The sequence below is a fragment of the Colwellia sp. MB02u-6 genome (assembly GCF_014077095.1).
GTDB lineage: Bacteria > Pseudomonadota > Gammaproteobacteria > Enterobacterales > Alteromonadaceae > Cognaticolwellia.
Genome location: NZ_JACGVG010000029.1, coordinates 121,123 through 136,075 on the forward strand (window position 1 = coordinate 121,123; position 14,953 = coordinate 136,075).

General features: G+C 37.9%; 13 protein-coding genes. 7 read left to right on the forward strand and 6 right to left on the reverse strand.

The window, feature by feature from the left end:
• The first annotated feature begins 489 nt into the window (after nucleotides 1-489).
• Nucleotides 490-2,304 carry a nitrilase-related carbon-nitrogen hydrolase gene (locus tag H4J46_RS06825; protein ID WP_182232784.1) on the forward strand — a complete coding sequence of 605 codons (1,815 nt, stop codon included), beginning with the start codon at nucleotides 490-492 and terminating at the stop codon, nucleotides 2,302-2,304.
• A 134-nt stretch (nucleotides 2,305-2,438) separates the two neighbouring features.
• The gene (locus tag H4J46_RS06830) at nucleotides 2,439-2,636 is read left to right on the forward strand and encodes a CPXCG motif-containing cysteine-rich protein (RefSeq protein ID WP_182137935.1); all 198 of its coding nucleotides are present in this window, start codon (nucleotides 2,439-2,441) and stop codon (nucleotides 2,634-2,636) included.
• A 326-nt stretch (nucleotides 2,637-2,962) separates the two neighbouring features.
• Here the strand turns inward: H4J46_RS06830 and H4J46_RS06835 are convergent, their stop codons facing one another.
• A complete protein-coding gene (locus H4J46_RS06835; RefSeq protein WP_182232860.1) occupies nucleotides 2,963-3,841 on the reverse strand; it encodes a DMT family transporter in 879 nt (292 codons plus the stop codon).
• 315 nt (nucleotides 3,842-4,156) lie between these two features.
• On the opposite strand from H4J46_RS06835, the gene H4J46_RS06840 reads away from it, so the two are divergent.
• The 3 genes from H4J46_RS06840 (at nucleotide 4,157) to H4J46_RS06850 (ending at nucleotide 6,916) form a co-directional block, all read left to right on the forward strand.
• On the forward strand, nucleotides 4,157-5,026 hold the full coding sequence (locus H4J46_RS06840; RefSeq protein ID WP_182232785.1) for an MBL fold metallo-hydrolase: 870 nt from the start codon (nucleotides 4,157-4,159) through the stop codon (nucleotides 5,024-5,026).
• A 421-nt stretch (nucleotides 5,027-5,447) separates the two neighbouring features.
• A complete protein-coding gene (locus H4J46_RS06845) occupies nucleotides 5,448-5,663 on the forward strand; it encodes a DUF3365 domain-containing protein (RefSeq protein ID WP_182232786.1) in 216 nt (71 codons plus the stop codon).
• Nucleotides 5,664-5,896: 233 nt separating this feature from the next.
• Nucleotides 5,897-6,916, forward strand: coding sequence for an endonuclease/exonuclease/phosphatase family protein (locus H4J46_RS06850; protein WP_182232787.1), 1,020 nt, complete (start codon nucleotides 5,897-5,899; stop codon nucleotides 6,914-6,916).
• A 232-nt stretch (nucleotides 6,917-7,148) separates the two neighbouring features.
• Here the strand turns inward: H4J46_RS06850 and H4J46_RS06855 are convergent, their stop codons facing one another.
• The 5 genes from H4J46_RS06855 to H4J46_RS06875 form a co-directional block, all read right to left on the reverse strand.
• Entirely contained in the window at nucleotides 7,149-8,060 is a 912-nt protein-coding gene (locus H4J46_RS06855; protein ID WP_182232788.1) for a ribose-phosphate diphosphokinase, read from the reverse strand.
• Nucleotides 8,061-8,081: 21 nt separating this feature from the next.
• Nucleotides 8,082-9,611, reverse strand: coding sequence for a thymidine phosphorylase family protein (locus H4J46_RS06860; protein WP_182232789.1), 1,530 nt, complete (start codon nucleotides 9,609-9,611; stop codon nucleotides 8,082-8,084).
• Between the two features lie 207 nt (nucleotides 9,612-9,818).
• On the reverse strand, nucleotides 9,819-10,271 hold the full coding sequence (locus H4J46_RS06865) for a universal stress protein (protein ID WP_182232790.1): 453 nt from the start codon (nucleotides 10,269-10,271) through the stop codon (nucleotides 9,819-9,821).
• Nucleotides 10,272-10,286: 15 nt separating this feature from the next.
• Entirely contained in the window at nucleotides 10,287-11,675 is a 1,389-nt protein-coding gene (locus H4J46_RS06870) for an MBL fold metallo-hydrolase RNA specificity domain-containing protein (protein ID WP_182232791.1), read from the reverse strand.
• An 18-nt stretch (nucleotides 11,676-11,693) separates the two neighbouring features.
• On the reverse strand, nucleotides 11,694-12,164 hold the full coding sequence (locus tag H4J46_RS06875) for a c-type cytochrome (protein WP_182232792.1): 471 nt from the start codon (nucleotides 12,162-12,164) through the stop codon (nucleotides 11,694-11,696).
• 1,346 nt (nucleotides 12,165-13,510) lie between these two features.
• Between H4J46_RS06875 and H4J46_RS17135 the strand changes: the two genes are divergently transcribed.
• Complete coding sequence (locus tag H4J46_RS17135) at nucleotides 13,511-13,987, forward strand: hypothetical protein (RefSeq protein ID WP_259365712.1); 477 nt, start codon at nucleotides 13,511-13,513, stop codon at nucleotides 13,985-13,987.
• Nucleotides 13,962-14,720, forward strand: coding sequence for a magnesium/cobalt transporter CorA (corA, locus tag H4J46_RS17140; RefSeq protein ID WP_259365713.1), 759 nt, complete (start codon nucleotides 13,962-13,964; stop codon nucleotides 14,718-14,720). The genes H4J46_RS17135 and corA overlap by 26 nt, the downstream gene beginning before the upstream one ends.
• The last annotated feature ends 233 nt before the right edge of the window (nucleotides 14,721-14,953 follow it).

The window sequence follows — 14,953 nt, forward strand, 5'->3', positions numbered from 1 at the left end:
TTAATTACCACCTCAGTGATTATGGGTATATTAGATATTTTTCGATTCCATTAGATTTAATGACTATTACCATTGCTGCCGTTGCTATGGGTATTTCAATGGACAATACCATTACTACATTCATCGATATTTAGCTAAAGACAAGGTTAAGCAAGCCCTAACATAAGAGCACTGTATTTTAATGCCGTGTTTTATTGCTTTTGTTAGCTGATTCATAACCCTGTTAAAGGTATTAAGGTCAGTTGTTATTAGGTTGTTAGCTTTAATCTCTGTTTTACCCCAATAGTTTATGGTAGCTAAATGACTATCAATTTGAGTGTGTTGCTCATATTTAGTCCACTTTTATAAAGTTATTACTCACTTGAGTTGTTTTATCTGCGAACAACAAGCTCACAAACATAATGTAAATGATATAATCTCGCGTATAAAGTGTCATGTTGTGACATTACTCAATTAAAAAATGCCCTAGTCACCTGGAAAATATAAATCATGCGCGTCACCGTATCTCAGTTTGCCACCGCTTTAAATGTTCAAGAAAACCTAGCAAGCTGTGTTCGCATGATAAATCAGGCGGCGGTTTGCCAGCCATCGTTAATCGTTTTGCCTGAATTTTGTAATACTCAGTCTTCGTACGTCGACCATAACCAAGCTTGGCATCAAGCTTTAGCACTTGATGGTGGTTTTTTACAAGAGATAGCACAGCAAGCAAAAAAGCATCACTGTTATATTATGCTTAACGTAACACTACGCCAAGACCTAACACGCGATCACCAAAATCCGGCGATTAAATCAAATATTAGTATTAGCTCTTGTTTATTTTCACCGCTCGGAGAGCTTATTCATCAAGCGGATAAACAGGCGCTGACAGCCCAAGAAAATGATTTTTTTATTAGCACCAGTAAAGTTTCTGACATTGTAACAACCCCTTTTGGACAACTTGGGCTTTTAGCTGGTAGTGATGGTATTATTTTTGAACCATCGCGTAGGCTTGCCTTAGGCGGGGGGCAATTATTATGCAACTCGCAGAGTTCATTTGCATTAGATCAAAGCCATTTACATGACTTTGCTCGAGCAGGTGAAAATAATATTTTTGTCGCAACAGCGAATAAAATTGGTTCGCTCAGGCAGCAAGAGCCTGCACAAGAACGTTTACAAGAGCAAACACCAGCAGAAAGTGACTGTTTTTCAAGTCAAAGTTCAAGGGCTGAAAAGCACCCGATGGGCGTTGGCCATAGCCAAATAGTTTCTCCCAATGGCAAGGTGTTAGCAAAGCTAGATCATAATGAAGAAGGGTTTGTTTTTGCTGATATCGACTTAGCTGGGGTAGGGTTGAGCAAAAAATTGCGTCCTGATGGGACTAAGCTTATAAAACAACGACGTCCTGAACTTTATCAACAGCAAAAACTAGCCCTGCAACAAGCAACTAAAACAACACTCAATTATACCGTACCAGAAACCGCCAATGTCGCGATATTTGCCACCTATAAGTCTAACGAGCAAGCTATTGAAGATGTTTGTCATTACATTGAAAACAACCTTAGTGACATTATTCAACTACCCGAATTATTTTTTATCGCAGATAAAGCAATCACTAATAACACTGAGCAACTCGCTCAAGTGGCCTGTTTGTGTACTGGGCTCATTAAAAAAATCAGTGCCGTGTTAAGACCTTTTCAATATGTGTGCACGAGTTTAGTTATTGATGGAACGCATCATGCTGTGCTAATAAACGAACAGGGGGTATTTGCAAAACAACAACAATTACATTTTTGTCAAAGATATCAATGGACTGCGCTAGGGGGGGAGCTGGAGATTATAGAGCTGCCGTTAGAGCAAGGCGTGATCAAGGTTGCTATGCTAACGGGTGATGACGCCAATATACCAGAAATGGTTAAGCAGGCAGCTTTAAACAATATTCAGGTGTTACTCGTCCCGTTCGATATTCAAGAAGCAAATGAGGTTGAATTTAGCTTATTATCTTACGCCGCAGAATATAAAATTTGCATCGTTGCGGCCAGTCGCGAGAAAAGCTTTGCCGAATCTGCTCCTATCGATACTTCTGCTGATGCTTCTGGTAAGAACCGTGATGTAGCTAAGGGTAGTAGTTCAAACAACAAAAAAGTAAAACAAAAAAAATCTACAGGATTAATTGCTAATGTACCCGCAGTGTCAGCCTTATTAAATCCCTGGCAGTCAGATAAATTTAATGGCTATATCAACAAACCTTTGGTTAAGTATCAGCATGGTAAAATCACCAAAGCCGTTATTCATCCATTACTTAGGTTAAAAAATAAAATTGACTAAAACAGCAATTTATATTGTTAAAAAATAAAAATAAAAAATTAGTTTAGTTAGCGTATTATGAAGTCATTAATATGAGTAAAAACGAGTAATTATATTTGCTCGCTATCTCGTTAAAAAATATTGGAGAACGTAAATTGAATGAATTAACTAAGCAGTCAATAGGGTGTCCTTATTGTGGTGAGACCATTAAAGTGCTCATCGACTCATCTGATATGGAACAGCAATACATTGAAGATTGCCAAGTATGTTGTAAGCCCATAAATTTTTTGGTAACTAGCAGTATGGACGGTGATCTTAGCGTTCGTGTCTATAGCGAAGATGAAGCGTTTTAATTAAGATAGAAAACCTAGAAAGGTGAGGCTAATCTCCACCGTTTTTTAGCTATTGATAAGCTTTTATACCAATAGCTTATTAAATTTACATTATACATAGCAGTGCTTTTTTGGTTTAAGTTCTGGTTTAAATTTGGCTTTAGGTTATGGTCTGATTTTTGCTTCAGTTACGCTATTATCCTCATTGTAAAATCACTTTTTACATATTCTTCGCGTTTATAAAGTTTGTTAGCTAAGCTAACACGTCGGTATCGCATACTTACTTGTAGCTTTACCAAGGTATTAATAACTTGCTCGGAAATAGGGTAAAACCCTTTACGTTTATACTATAGTTTCGCTGCTTTTTTTGCAGGCAAGTGCACAAAATAGTATCTACCGAGTATCACCGTTAAAATACCACCAAGTACCAATATTGATGACTCAATTAAGCGCAGGGTGATTAATTCACGGGTAAATATAACTCCACCCATAGCCGCAATTATTGGCACCAACAACTGAACAGCTGCGGCTTGAGTCACTGACAGTGTTGTCAGTGCGATATACCAGACAAAATATCCGATGCCAGAGGCAATAGCGCCAGACAATACCGCGAGCAAAAATCCTGTCGAAGTGATGTATGCGTTATTAAAGCCAAAAATTATCAGGGCCAAAACAAAAGGTGAGGTTTTAAGGAAGTTATGAGCGGTATCGCTAAGCGCATTTTTAGATTGTCGTCCTAACAAGGTATAGAAGGCCCAAGCCATACCTGACATGCTCATCAGCATGAAACCCATCAATGATGGCGTGGTCAAACTAGGAATAACTAAATAGGCAAAGCCGCCAAAGGCAATACTTAAGCCTAACCATTCTGACAAATGCAACTTATTACCTGAAATTACGCTGGTAATAATCATGGTTATTTGTACTGCACCAAATAAAATAAGTGCTCCGCTGCCGGTATCTAATGAAATATAACCATAGGAAAAACTTACCGCGTAAATAAATAACATACTGGCGGCTAACCAACTTCCCTTCGACTTACTCTCTATTATTTCTGGCTTTGCTTTACTTGTTACCTTGATTAACGCTAACAATATAATAATAGCCGAAACCAGTCTTACAACCGTAAAGCTTGTGGCATCAATGGTGTTTTCGCCCAAGGCTAACCGACATAGCACTGAATTAGCGGCAAAGGCTAAAAGAGCGAAAACGGTACTGACAATCATTTTTACAGGCTTTGTATTCAAGAAAATACCTTTTCAGCAAGTAATGCCATATTACCAGTAGATAAAATATGGCTTGTTACACCAATGCGGATCAGTACTTTATCACTCTTGTAAGCTAAGATTAACCATAGCTACAATTAATTAACTTATATTAGTGATTTCTAATATAGTCTGTACTAATATAATGGCGAGGTAGCTGATGTCACCGCTAATAAAATTGACAGTATTAAATCTAGATAGTAGCTGTCTTGTTGATTTCGTTCTCACTTTTATTTGAACGTCTAAAACCTAAATACGCATTCAATAGAGATTAAAATGACTGATTTAACCATAAAGTGTTTTTTTGATGAAACAACGAATACGGCAACTTACCTAGTAGCAGATAGTGTTGAAAAGCAATGTGTAATTATTGATTCGGTATTAGGTTTTGATATGTCATCAGGCGCGACATCAACGGCGTTAGCGGATGAAATTATTGATTTTGTCACAGCAAAAAAATGGCAGTGCTTGTGGATTTTAGAAACACATGCCCATGCAGACCACCTAACAGCTGCGCCATACCTGCAAAAAAAATTAGCTGGTAAAATCGCCATTGGTAAGCATATTGTGGATGTACAAAAAATATTCAAGCCTATTTTTAATTTTGAAGTTGAATTTTTCACTGACGGACAACAGTTTGATCAACTTCTTCATGAGGGTAATCTACTTGAATTAGGCCGTTTCACCATTAGGGTATTACATACCCCTGGACACACACCAGCTTGTGTAAGTTACCTTATTGATAACAACGTTTTTGTTGGCGATACCTTATTTATGCCTGACTATGGCACCGCTCGGTGTGATTTCCCCGGTGGTGATGCTGAAACTTTATATCACTCCATTCAAAAAATATTTTCGCTGCCCGACAATACCTGTATTTTCATTGGACATGACTATAAAGCGGAAGGCAGAGACAACTATGTTTGGCAAACTAGTGTCGCTGAGCAAAAGTTGAAAAATATCCATATTAATAGCCATGTTTCAGCGCAAGAATATGTCGCTTTTAGAAATAAAAGAGATTTGACCTTGGCTATGCCAAAACTTATTTTACCTTCGGTGCAAATCAATATTCGAGCAGGGCATTTTCCAAAAGCGGCAGATAATGGCTTGCAGTATTTAACGCTACCTATAAATGCCTTTAAGTAATTAACCATGATCGAACTTGTGCTTATTATTCTTGTTGCGATACTTATTGGTCTGAGCTTAGGTTTATTAGGCTCAGGTGGTTCGATATTGACTGTGCCTGCGTTGACTTATATTTTGGCTAAGATGAAAAACCGCTATTGTAACCTTACTGGTCATTGCAGGCCTAATTGCGTTTTCTGGGGCATTAAAATACCAACAAAATAAAATGCTCCATTGGCCTGTTTTGTTGCAGTGTGCTTTGACAAGTATGTTATTTAGCTACCCCAGACAACAGCTTTACTTGTTAATGCTAATGAAACCCTCCTTATGCAAGATATTCAGCAAGTGTGATCTTTAGTAAAAGCAATGCACCTTATGCTTGGGAGGTACTATTTTACGCCAGTTTTAAATTCGCAAAGCGGTAAGAGAAGATATAAACCCCATGGAATATTCTGAGGTAGTGCAAGTAGCTGATAAAACTGTGTTGCGTGATATGAAGGCAATACCTATGGGTGGCTTATGTCTAGCATGCCATGGCAGCAAGTTAGCTGATGACGTAAGTAATAAAGTTAACGAGTTATATCCAAACGATCAAGCCACAGGTTTCAAGTTGGGTGATATTCGTGGCGCATTTACCTTACCGAAAATAAAGCTTTAGGAATTTTTACCCTAGTAGTTTGATAAACCAGTAAGATAAAACGTGGGATAATTTAATTTGCTGGTTTTTAAGTTAATAATTTTAAGAAACGATAGGGTATAATTATTTATCATCTTTTTCTTAGAGTTAATATTATCCACCAAGCAGATAAAAAAGCAATAAATCAGCAACTTTCCTCTGACGCTGTATCTATCTCAGAAACAAATACCAAACTTAAAGTGGCTACTTTTAATTTGTTCAATTACCTTGAACCCCCTAATGCTTTTTATGATTTTGAGCGAATTTATAGTGCAGAGCAATGGCAAAAAAAGCAAAAGTGGGTGGCTGATTATTTGGCTGAACATCAGCCCGATATTATTGGCTTTCAGGAGGTTTTTAGTACAGAGTCGTTAAAAGCATTAGTTACTGGGCAGGGTTATGCTTATTTTGCCGTGGTTGATCAACCGCGGGTCATTGATGATTTTATTTACCAACGTCCTGTTGTCGCCATAGCTTCACGTTATCCTATTGTTGAGGTAAATGCGGTAAAACCAAACACTGAACTTGCCGAAAGTTTAGGTTTAGCTAACGACTTTTCTTTTAGTCGTAAAGTCATCAGAGCAACGATTGAAGTACCTCATATGGGTCACTGTGATTGTTATGTGGTGCACTTTAAATCTAAACGTTCAATGCTTGAAGTTGATGAGCAAGATAAAAAACGCTCAGCAGAAAAAACCATTATTGAGAGCCTAAAAGCACAAGTAGCGGGCGGTTGGGGCTCCACTATACAACGTGGTAGCGAAGCAACCTTATTAATGATTGATATGATTGAACGGCGAGAGGCAACTGATCACCCTATGATATTAATGGGTGACTTTAATAATAGCTTAGCTGATGGCGTGTTAAGTCATTTACTTACCAATACCTTACGCTTTGTTTCTGCGATTGACCGTGATGCTTATCTGGCCAAATATTGTTTAAACGACGCTTGGGATTTATTTCAAGTAGCACAAATTAATGACAGCAATGAAATTAAGCCAGCTAGTCAAGCAGAAAAGGTAACGCGTACCCCAACTCATTACTTTGGTGCTGGCAGCTCGGTACTCGATTACCTTTTATTTTCCTGTGAATTTGATGCCGGTTATCACGACAGTCTTTATCAAGTCAGTGATTATCACACATATGACCGACATTTAATTAATCCTATTTTTGAACGTGATGGCGAAAGTACCGATCATGGTATTGTGTTAGTGACATTAACGTTAAGATCATAAGGCTCGCTTGTAAGTCTTTTTTACCTTGGACTTTAGTGCCTTAGGTTTTAATCGATAGCTGTCAGTAAAATAGCCATTAGCTTTCAGTTAACCGAAAATAATAGCTGACAGTTTTTGATTTCTGGTCTGTTTGTCTTTGCTTAGCGGTTAATGGAATAAATTCTTAGCTGCAAAGCATTGGCCAAGGTGCTGTTATCCCCGTAGTACTATGTAGGTTTAATGTTGGTTGGCTTTAGTCTGCTATATTTATCTTTTTTAACTGCCTTGCTACGGTATCGATAATACTAAAGGCATTAGTGCTATGCAATACGCTGTCTGAGCTCCAAATATTTGCCACACCCATTTCCTTTAGCCTTGTTAAGGCGTTATCAACAAAAAAGGCATGAGTGACTATGATTGAAATACTGACAGGGGTTTGTTGTTGTATTTGTTTCACGGCTTGTTCTAGGGTTTTTCCTGTGCTGGCAATGTCATCGACAATGATCACGTCTCGGTTGCTTAAGCTTACGGCTTTAATGTTATTTTTATCATGTGTGTTCAAGCTGACCGCAACATTTTTATCACCAAAACGCGCTTTTGTCGCAATAACATAAGGCCACTGATGTGGTTGAGCGATAGCTTTTACCCACTGCTCAGACTCTTCATCAGGGCCAATAAGAACAGGATGACTAAAATGTTGTTGTAAAAATTGTGACATAGCCCCCGTGGTATGGAGAGCGTAGGCTTGAGTAATGGGAATGGCTTCACTTAGGTTATTGATACGGTGTAAGTGTGGGTCGATAGTGATAACGCTATCAAAATAAGCGGCAAGTAAGTGGCCAATAATTTTTTGACTAACGGCTTCTCCGGGATTAAAAGCAATATCTTGCCGCATGTAGCATAAGTAGGGTACTACTAAGGTGATGTGCTTAACGCCTTGATTTCTGGCGGCTGCTGCCGTGATGATCAGTTCAGTAATCTTTGCATTGGGGTTATTTAATGTTCGGCAAATAATAATATGCTTTGGCAGCGTTGTTGGCAATGTTACCTTGGTTTCACCATCAGGAAATTGGTGTAACTCTACCTGCTTAAACGCCGCTGATAAACTTTTAGCTAGCTGCTGAGCAGGTAACAAATAATCATCAAAGCCTAGTATTAAGGTCATTTTTGCTCCTAAGGACTCTTATTAAATAAAGTAGTTATCATCTGTTGAGGGGGGATTTTTCGCTATAACATAAGCATTGTTTTCATGTGCAAATTGTGTGGAAAATTCAAAATCACTTTTAAAACTGGCATAGATAACAAAAAGTGTGTCACCTTTTTTGACTTTATTGGCTACTTTTTTAATTAGATCCACACCGGAATTTTTCTCTATAGGAGCACCCGCCAAACTCGCTATATGGGCAATGTTTAAGTTGTTTATAGCGCTAACATAGCCACTTTTACTTGCGAGCATTGCATATTCTAATGGGGCTTTAACTTGTTTTTTTGGTTGTGCTCCTTGTGCAAGGATAATGGCTTGCATTTTTTCAAAGGCTCGGCCAGATTCCAAAATGTCTCGGGCAATATTGTAACCTTGTCCACCTCTTACATCGGGATCAAACTCTAAAATCCTACCGGCTAATCGTAGCGATTTTTCACGTAAATCACTGGGTGCATTTTTGTGGTTAGTTAACACTTGTTGGACATCTCTTGCCTCTAATGCAGGACCTACACCATTGCCGATTGGTTGAGAACCATCACTGATCACTACATCGATATGTAAACCAAAGAGATCGCCAATATATTCAAATAATTTCCTTAGGGCTAACGCAGCTTGGTTATTGTGAATTTTAGCAGATGGACCTACAGGTATATCAATGAGTAGATGTGTTGAACCTGCTGCTATTTTTTTAGATAAAATAGAGGCAACCAGCTGTCCGGTTGAGTCCATTGATAAAGGGCGTTCAACCGAAATTAAAATATCATCAACAGGTGCTAGCCTTGCTGTGCCACCCCAGGTCAACATGGCACGATTTTGGTGTACTACCTTTTTCATTTGTTCAATAGAAAGCTCTACGTTAGCTAACACTTCCATGGTGTCGGCAGTACCCGCAGGTGAGGTAATAGCTCGGCTAGACGTTTTAGGCATTAACATACCATGTGCCGCTACAATGGGCATCACTATCATAGTCGTACGATTACCAGGTATCCCGCCTATACAATGCTTATCAACCACTATATTTTCACCCCAGTTTAAAACTTCGCCAGTATCAACCATGGCTTTTGTTAAAAAAAATACTTCTTGTCGCTCTAAGCCATTATGGCTACAGGCGACTAAAAATGCGGCAATTTCCATTTTGGAATAACGGTTTTCTAAAATATCTTGGCAAATAAGGTGAAACTCATTTTTTTTTAACGATTCACCGGCAATTTTACGATGTACGGCTTTAAGTGATATGGGGGGCTTAGCTGGCGCGATTCTTACGTCAACACCTTGTTCTTTAACTAATTGTTTAAAAGCTTGGATACTTAAACCCAGCTCATTAATATCAACAATAGTGCAGTCATCAACAATGTTTAATACCGCAAGCACTGGGCCGCCATTGCCCGCTATGTAAATTTCTATCTTCATTAACGCCTGAAAACCTTCAGTGCGATAGAGTGGGCAATCGCGATGTAAGTAGGCAACATTTTCTTTAAAGGTGTCAATGGCAACAGCTTTTAGTTTTAACATAAGGTGAAAATCCTTCTCACTAAGAGTATGGTGAATTAAAACTATTTGGCTGATTATATTTTTTGGTGACAGGACAGTGATAAATAGGGTCAGTGATAAAGCTGCAAAACTAGTTTTACAGCTTTATAGACCCAGTACTTAATTAATGCTTAGAACGTCTAAAAGCTTTACTTATTTTAGGGCCCCGAACACACTGTTTTGATGAGGTTATTCATCAAAACGTATGGCGAGTACATCACATTTTGCGCCGTGTAAAAGGGCATTTGCGGTGGAGCCTAATAATAATCGCAAACCATGCACGCCATGGCTGCCGGTTATAATCAAATCAACGTTATGCTGCTCGGCAAACGCTAATATTTCCTCACTCGTTTGTCCTACGGGTATATGTAGGTTTTGCTCAGAAATATTAAGCCTTTTAATCAAAGGTTGAAGGCCCTCTTTGGCGCGGTCTTGAAATACTTTTGTTGCACTAACACTGTATGAAGCATCAAGGTTAGGCACAACGCCATACATACCACTATAGTAAATGTTAGCCATTGGCTCTACCACGTGAATAATACTCAGTTTAGCTTGAGTCAGCTGTTGTAATTTTTCGACCTTATCTTCAATATAACTTTTAGTTTCATCTAGCTCTGTCGCAAATAAAATATGCTTATACATAAATTTCTCCCTTGTTTAGATAATAATATTTTGCTTATAGCTGGCTTGCACGACATTAGCTTGGTATTGATGTTTCAATTTTTTTGCTAGTACGCTCATGGCTTCTTCCTCGCCATGCACCAATACTACTGGCGGTGTATTTTCAAAGCCTTGGTACCATTCTAATAATCCTTGTTGGTCGGCATGAGCTGAAAAACCACCGATGGTGTGAATTTGGGCATTAACTTGTACCTTTTCACCCCATAAATTAATATTTTCAGTACCGTCAACAAGTAACCGCCCTAAGGTGCCTCTGGCTTGAAATCCAACAATAATCACGTGGGCATTTTTCCGCCAAATGTTATGTTTAAAATGGTGTTTAATTCTGCCTCCTGTGCACATACCACTACCGGCAATGATAATAGCACCTGAGTTTATTTGATTGATCCTCATTGAGTATTGAGTTGTTTCTGACATGTGCAGGTTGGGTAAATCAAATATGCCCTGATGATTTTCTTCAATATCTGTCGCTTTTTTATCATAAACCTCCCTATATTTAGCATAGACGTTGGTCGCTTTTATTCCCATAGGGCTATCGAGAAAAATTTGCCAGTCAGCCACTTGCCACGCTTCAAAGTGTTGTTTAAATTCATAGAGTAACTCTTGCGTTCTACCCACAGTAAAAGCTGGAATTAATATATTGCCTTTGCCGCTTTTAGCGTGGGCAATAATATCGCCCATTTCTTGCCAAGTATCCGCCCAACTGCGATGAAGTCGGTCTCCGTAAGTACTTTCCATTATCACAAGATCAGCATATTTAACTTGAAAAGGATCACGTAAAATAGGGGCGTTTTTATGACCTAAATCACCACTAAAAACAACTTTTTTACTTTCGCCATTTTCAGTAAGCGTTAATTCAACAATAGCTGAACCAACAATGTGGCCTGCATCTCTAAGGGTGAGTTTAACGCCGGAACAAATTTCTAGTTCTTTGTCATAGCTAAGGCCTTGAAAATATTGTAGTGTTCTGCTCGCTTCTTCAGTGGTGTAAAGTGGCTCTATTAATGTTATGCCTTTACGTTCACGTTTTTTGTTTTCCCAGCGTGCTTCTTTTTCATGGATATAACCAGAATCAACCAGCATAATTTCACATAGATCTGCGGTCGCACTATGGGTGTATATATTGCCATGATAACCTTCTTTTATTAGCATGGGTAAACGCCCTGTGTGATCAAGATGAGCGTGGCTAACAATCACGGCATCAAGTTGGGCAACATCAAACGGGAAGGGGTCCTGATTGTGTAGTTCATGACTTTTAGAGCCTTGTAACATGCCACACTCGAGTAATATGTTTTTATTATTAACTTGTATCAAATAGCATGAACCAGTAACTTCTCTGGTAGCACCAAAAAATTTAATATTCATTTAAAGCTCCCGTAATCATTAATGTGGATAGTATTGATATTTGGTGTGTTGATAAGGCACTAGTTGATAATTGGGCTGTAAAAAAGATACTAAATCAATAAGTTCAGTGACGGTCATAACATCATTAAAGATCTTCATATTTGATTTACCATCTGCAGCTTTTGCTGCTGGTAAAGATGGGCTAGCAAATTTATGCGAAGGATTGATAACTGAAGTCACTAATTCTGCGTAAGTGACTATTTTGGTTTTATTACCACCAATAGTAATGGTAATAGTTGGATGTTTTGCAACCTTTGCCTCTGCAGTCCCAATATCTTTAATATTGTTAAGTGTGTGGCAAGCTGAACATTTAAACTTTAAAAACACTTTTTTTCCTGAGTCAATATTGCCTTTAGGTAAACTAAATCCTCGTGGTGAATCAACACCTTTACTACAACTCAGTAGTGTTAATGACATTATGATAAGTAAAGTCAGCAGGGTATATTTCATTATTAATCCTTAATTTTTTGGCCGGTTTAACTAAACCACTCATTAATTCCATTACTTATTCAATAAGTAATGGAAAATAAGGGATATAATTTTTCTAGAGCATTTGAAATACTGTCATCTTTAATACAAATCCTTATAACGGCGATAATAAAACATATAGTTTCCTCTTCCATAGCAAAGTATTACACTTAATTGCTTAGGTATAGCCTACTCAGCGACCCACTTAAGCAGTAAATATATGCTGCGATTACCGCACGATACAAACTAGTGTATTGTGAAAATTTCACTCGCAGTTTGTTCCATTAATCTGGTTACAGAAACATCAGTTACAGAGCACTTAACAATCTAATTGCATTTAGCTTGGCAGGTAGTTCCTCAGGTATCACTAGTTTATAAGGCCCAATATTGATTAAGATCAATATTGGCTTAATTGGTAGGTAGTTAAGCCAATACTGAGGAGGTACTGACAAGAGCGAGTGCAAATGATTTAGATAAATAGATGAAAAAAATAGTGTTGATTTGGGTGTTCACTCGTGCCTTATTTGGTGTTTTCTGAGAGGTTCTTGTCAGCTTATAGCGATAATTATAGTGATGGTATTTCAATGTTTTATTACAGAAATAAGCCATGTTGAGCTAGCTTTCAGAGCTAAGAACATCTGATTATTAAAGATAGTCAAAGACAGTGAAAACAAAAAAATAGTAATGTTTCAGCAAAAAAAAGGTGAAGTTATAGCAATAATATAGCTATTGTTGTGTGACTAAAAATTAAATGTACTAAGTGTTTATTTTTATATCAGAATAATAGCAATGAATATCTTGTATTAATTTCACATAAAAACAATGACTTACTTTTTTATTGGTAGCACGCGTAATCTTTAGGCTGTTAAACTATGCTTTATAGCGAGCATAAGTAATGACACAGGCAATATATTTGCATTAATAAACAAGAGTAGTGAGTAAATACCGTTTTTGAACAGAATAACTGAATAAGTCAAAGCTTTGGTCAGTTTATTAGTGGTTAAATTAGCATCAGCGCAGACATTGGCTAATATTACAAAATCTGTTACTACTTAGAGATTCTTAAACATTTATACAGAATATTTTCTCAGTGTAAAACGTTTGTATCAAATATTTCATGAGGCACAAAATATGGTCGAAAACACCTCAGACAGATTAGGAAGTTAAATTGGCTTTATTGTTATTTATCGCTGCTAATTTTATTAGCATAAATTATAGTTATAGGTTGGTGCGTGTAAAGTCTGTTACGCCTTGAATGCATTTGGCAAAGTCCGTACTAGCGTTTTCTTGATCCGGATTGATTATTTCAATAGGTATAAGGGATGAATATGGCTAAAAAAGCACATAATAGTAAAAATAGCACTGCTAAGGTTGTTATTGGCAAATCTAACCAAGGCATTAATTTACTTGGTTCTACGTTAAGCCTGTCTGGCGTCAGGTCTAAAAATCGTCAGCACCCAGTTAAACCAAGAGCCTTACCTGGTATTGAACATATTGCCGATGCTTCTACTGCCCCTGCATCTGACAGTATTTTTATTAATTATATCGATTATTGTGCTAGTCAACTTGAAACCGGTAATATTACTGATCTTGACGAATTTCTTGCTAAACCACTGCTCGACTGGGTGACCGTCAGATGGATCAACATCAGTCCACCGCACCCTTATGTCATTAATCAATTTCGGCAACATTTTGAGTTTCACACGCTAGCGGCAGAAGACGTTATGCATATTCCTCAACGTCCTAGAGTCGAGCTCTTCGACGATCATCTTGCGTATAATGAAACTGATTCAAATCGAACCTAGTAACACCCATAACATAGCAAGGAGTAAGGCACTAGATTCTGAGCAAGTCAGTCTTTTTCTTTATGATAATGTCTTGATCACTTTTCAGGAAAAAAAAGGTGATGTCTGGCAACCTATCCGTGACCGACTGCAAAAAGATAATGTGCGCATTCGCAAATATGGCACAGATTATCTGCTCTATGCACTACTTGATGCCATTGTTGATCATTGTTTTCCGGTGCTCGAACAATATGGTGATGTGCTTGAAGAGCTTGAACAGGTCACGCTGAATAACCCCTCAGAGGGAGTCTTGCACAGCATCCATAGTGTTAAACAGCAACTTGTCCTTTTGCGACGTGTGGTTTGGCCAATGCGAGAAGTTGTTGATCAACTCTATCGTGAAGAGGATGGTCGCATCACTGATGCCACCAAGCCCTATTTACGTGATGTTTATGAGCACACAATTCAAATTGTTGAGATTATAGAGTCCTATCGTGAGATGGCGAGTGGCCTGACCGATTTATACATGTCTGCCGTGTCAAATCGTATGAATGAAATCATGAAGGTGTTAACTATTATGGCCTCAGTGTTTATTCCATTAACCTTTATTGTCGGTGTCTACGGGATGAATTTCCAGTATATGCCCGAATTAACTTGGCGCTGGGCTTATCCAGTAATATGGTGTGTTTTTATATTGCTTACTATCGTGATGCTACTTTATTTTTGGCACAAAGGCTGGATTGGCAAAAAATAGCTGAGATTAACGCCAACACAATTTATTAATAAAGCTTAACCTATATAAAAAATTAACAGCTCGTTTCTCGCATAAAAAAATATCAGTTTTAAGTAGATTCACCAGAAAAAGCGAGCAAATAAATTTAGTAGTAGTTAATTCGTGACATTATTTAGGTTGAAATAGCTAAAAAAAAGCGCAGAGGGTTAAACAACGACACCTGCGCCAATCATAAGACAGACCAATAAAGTATG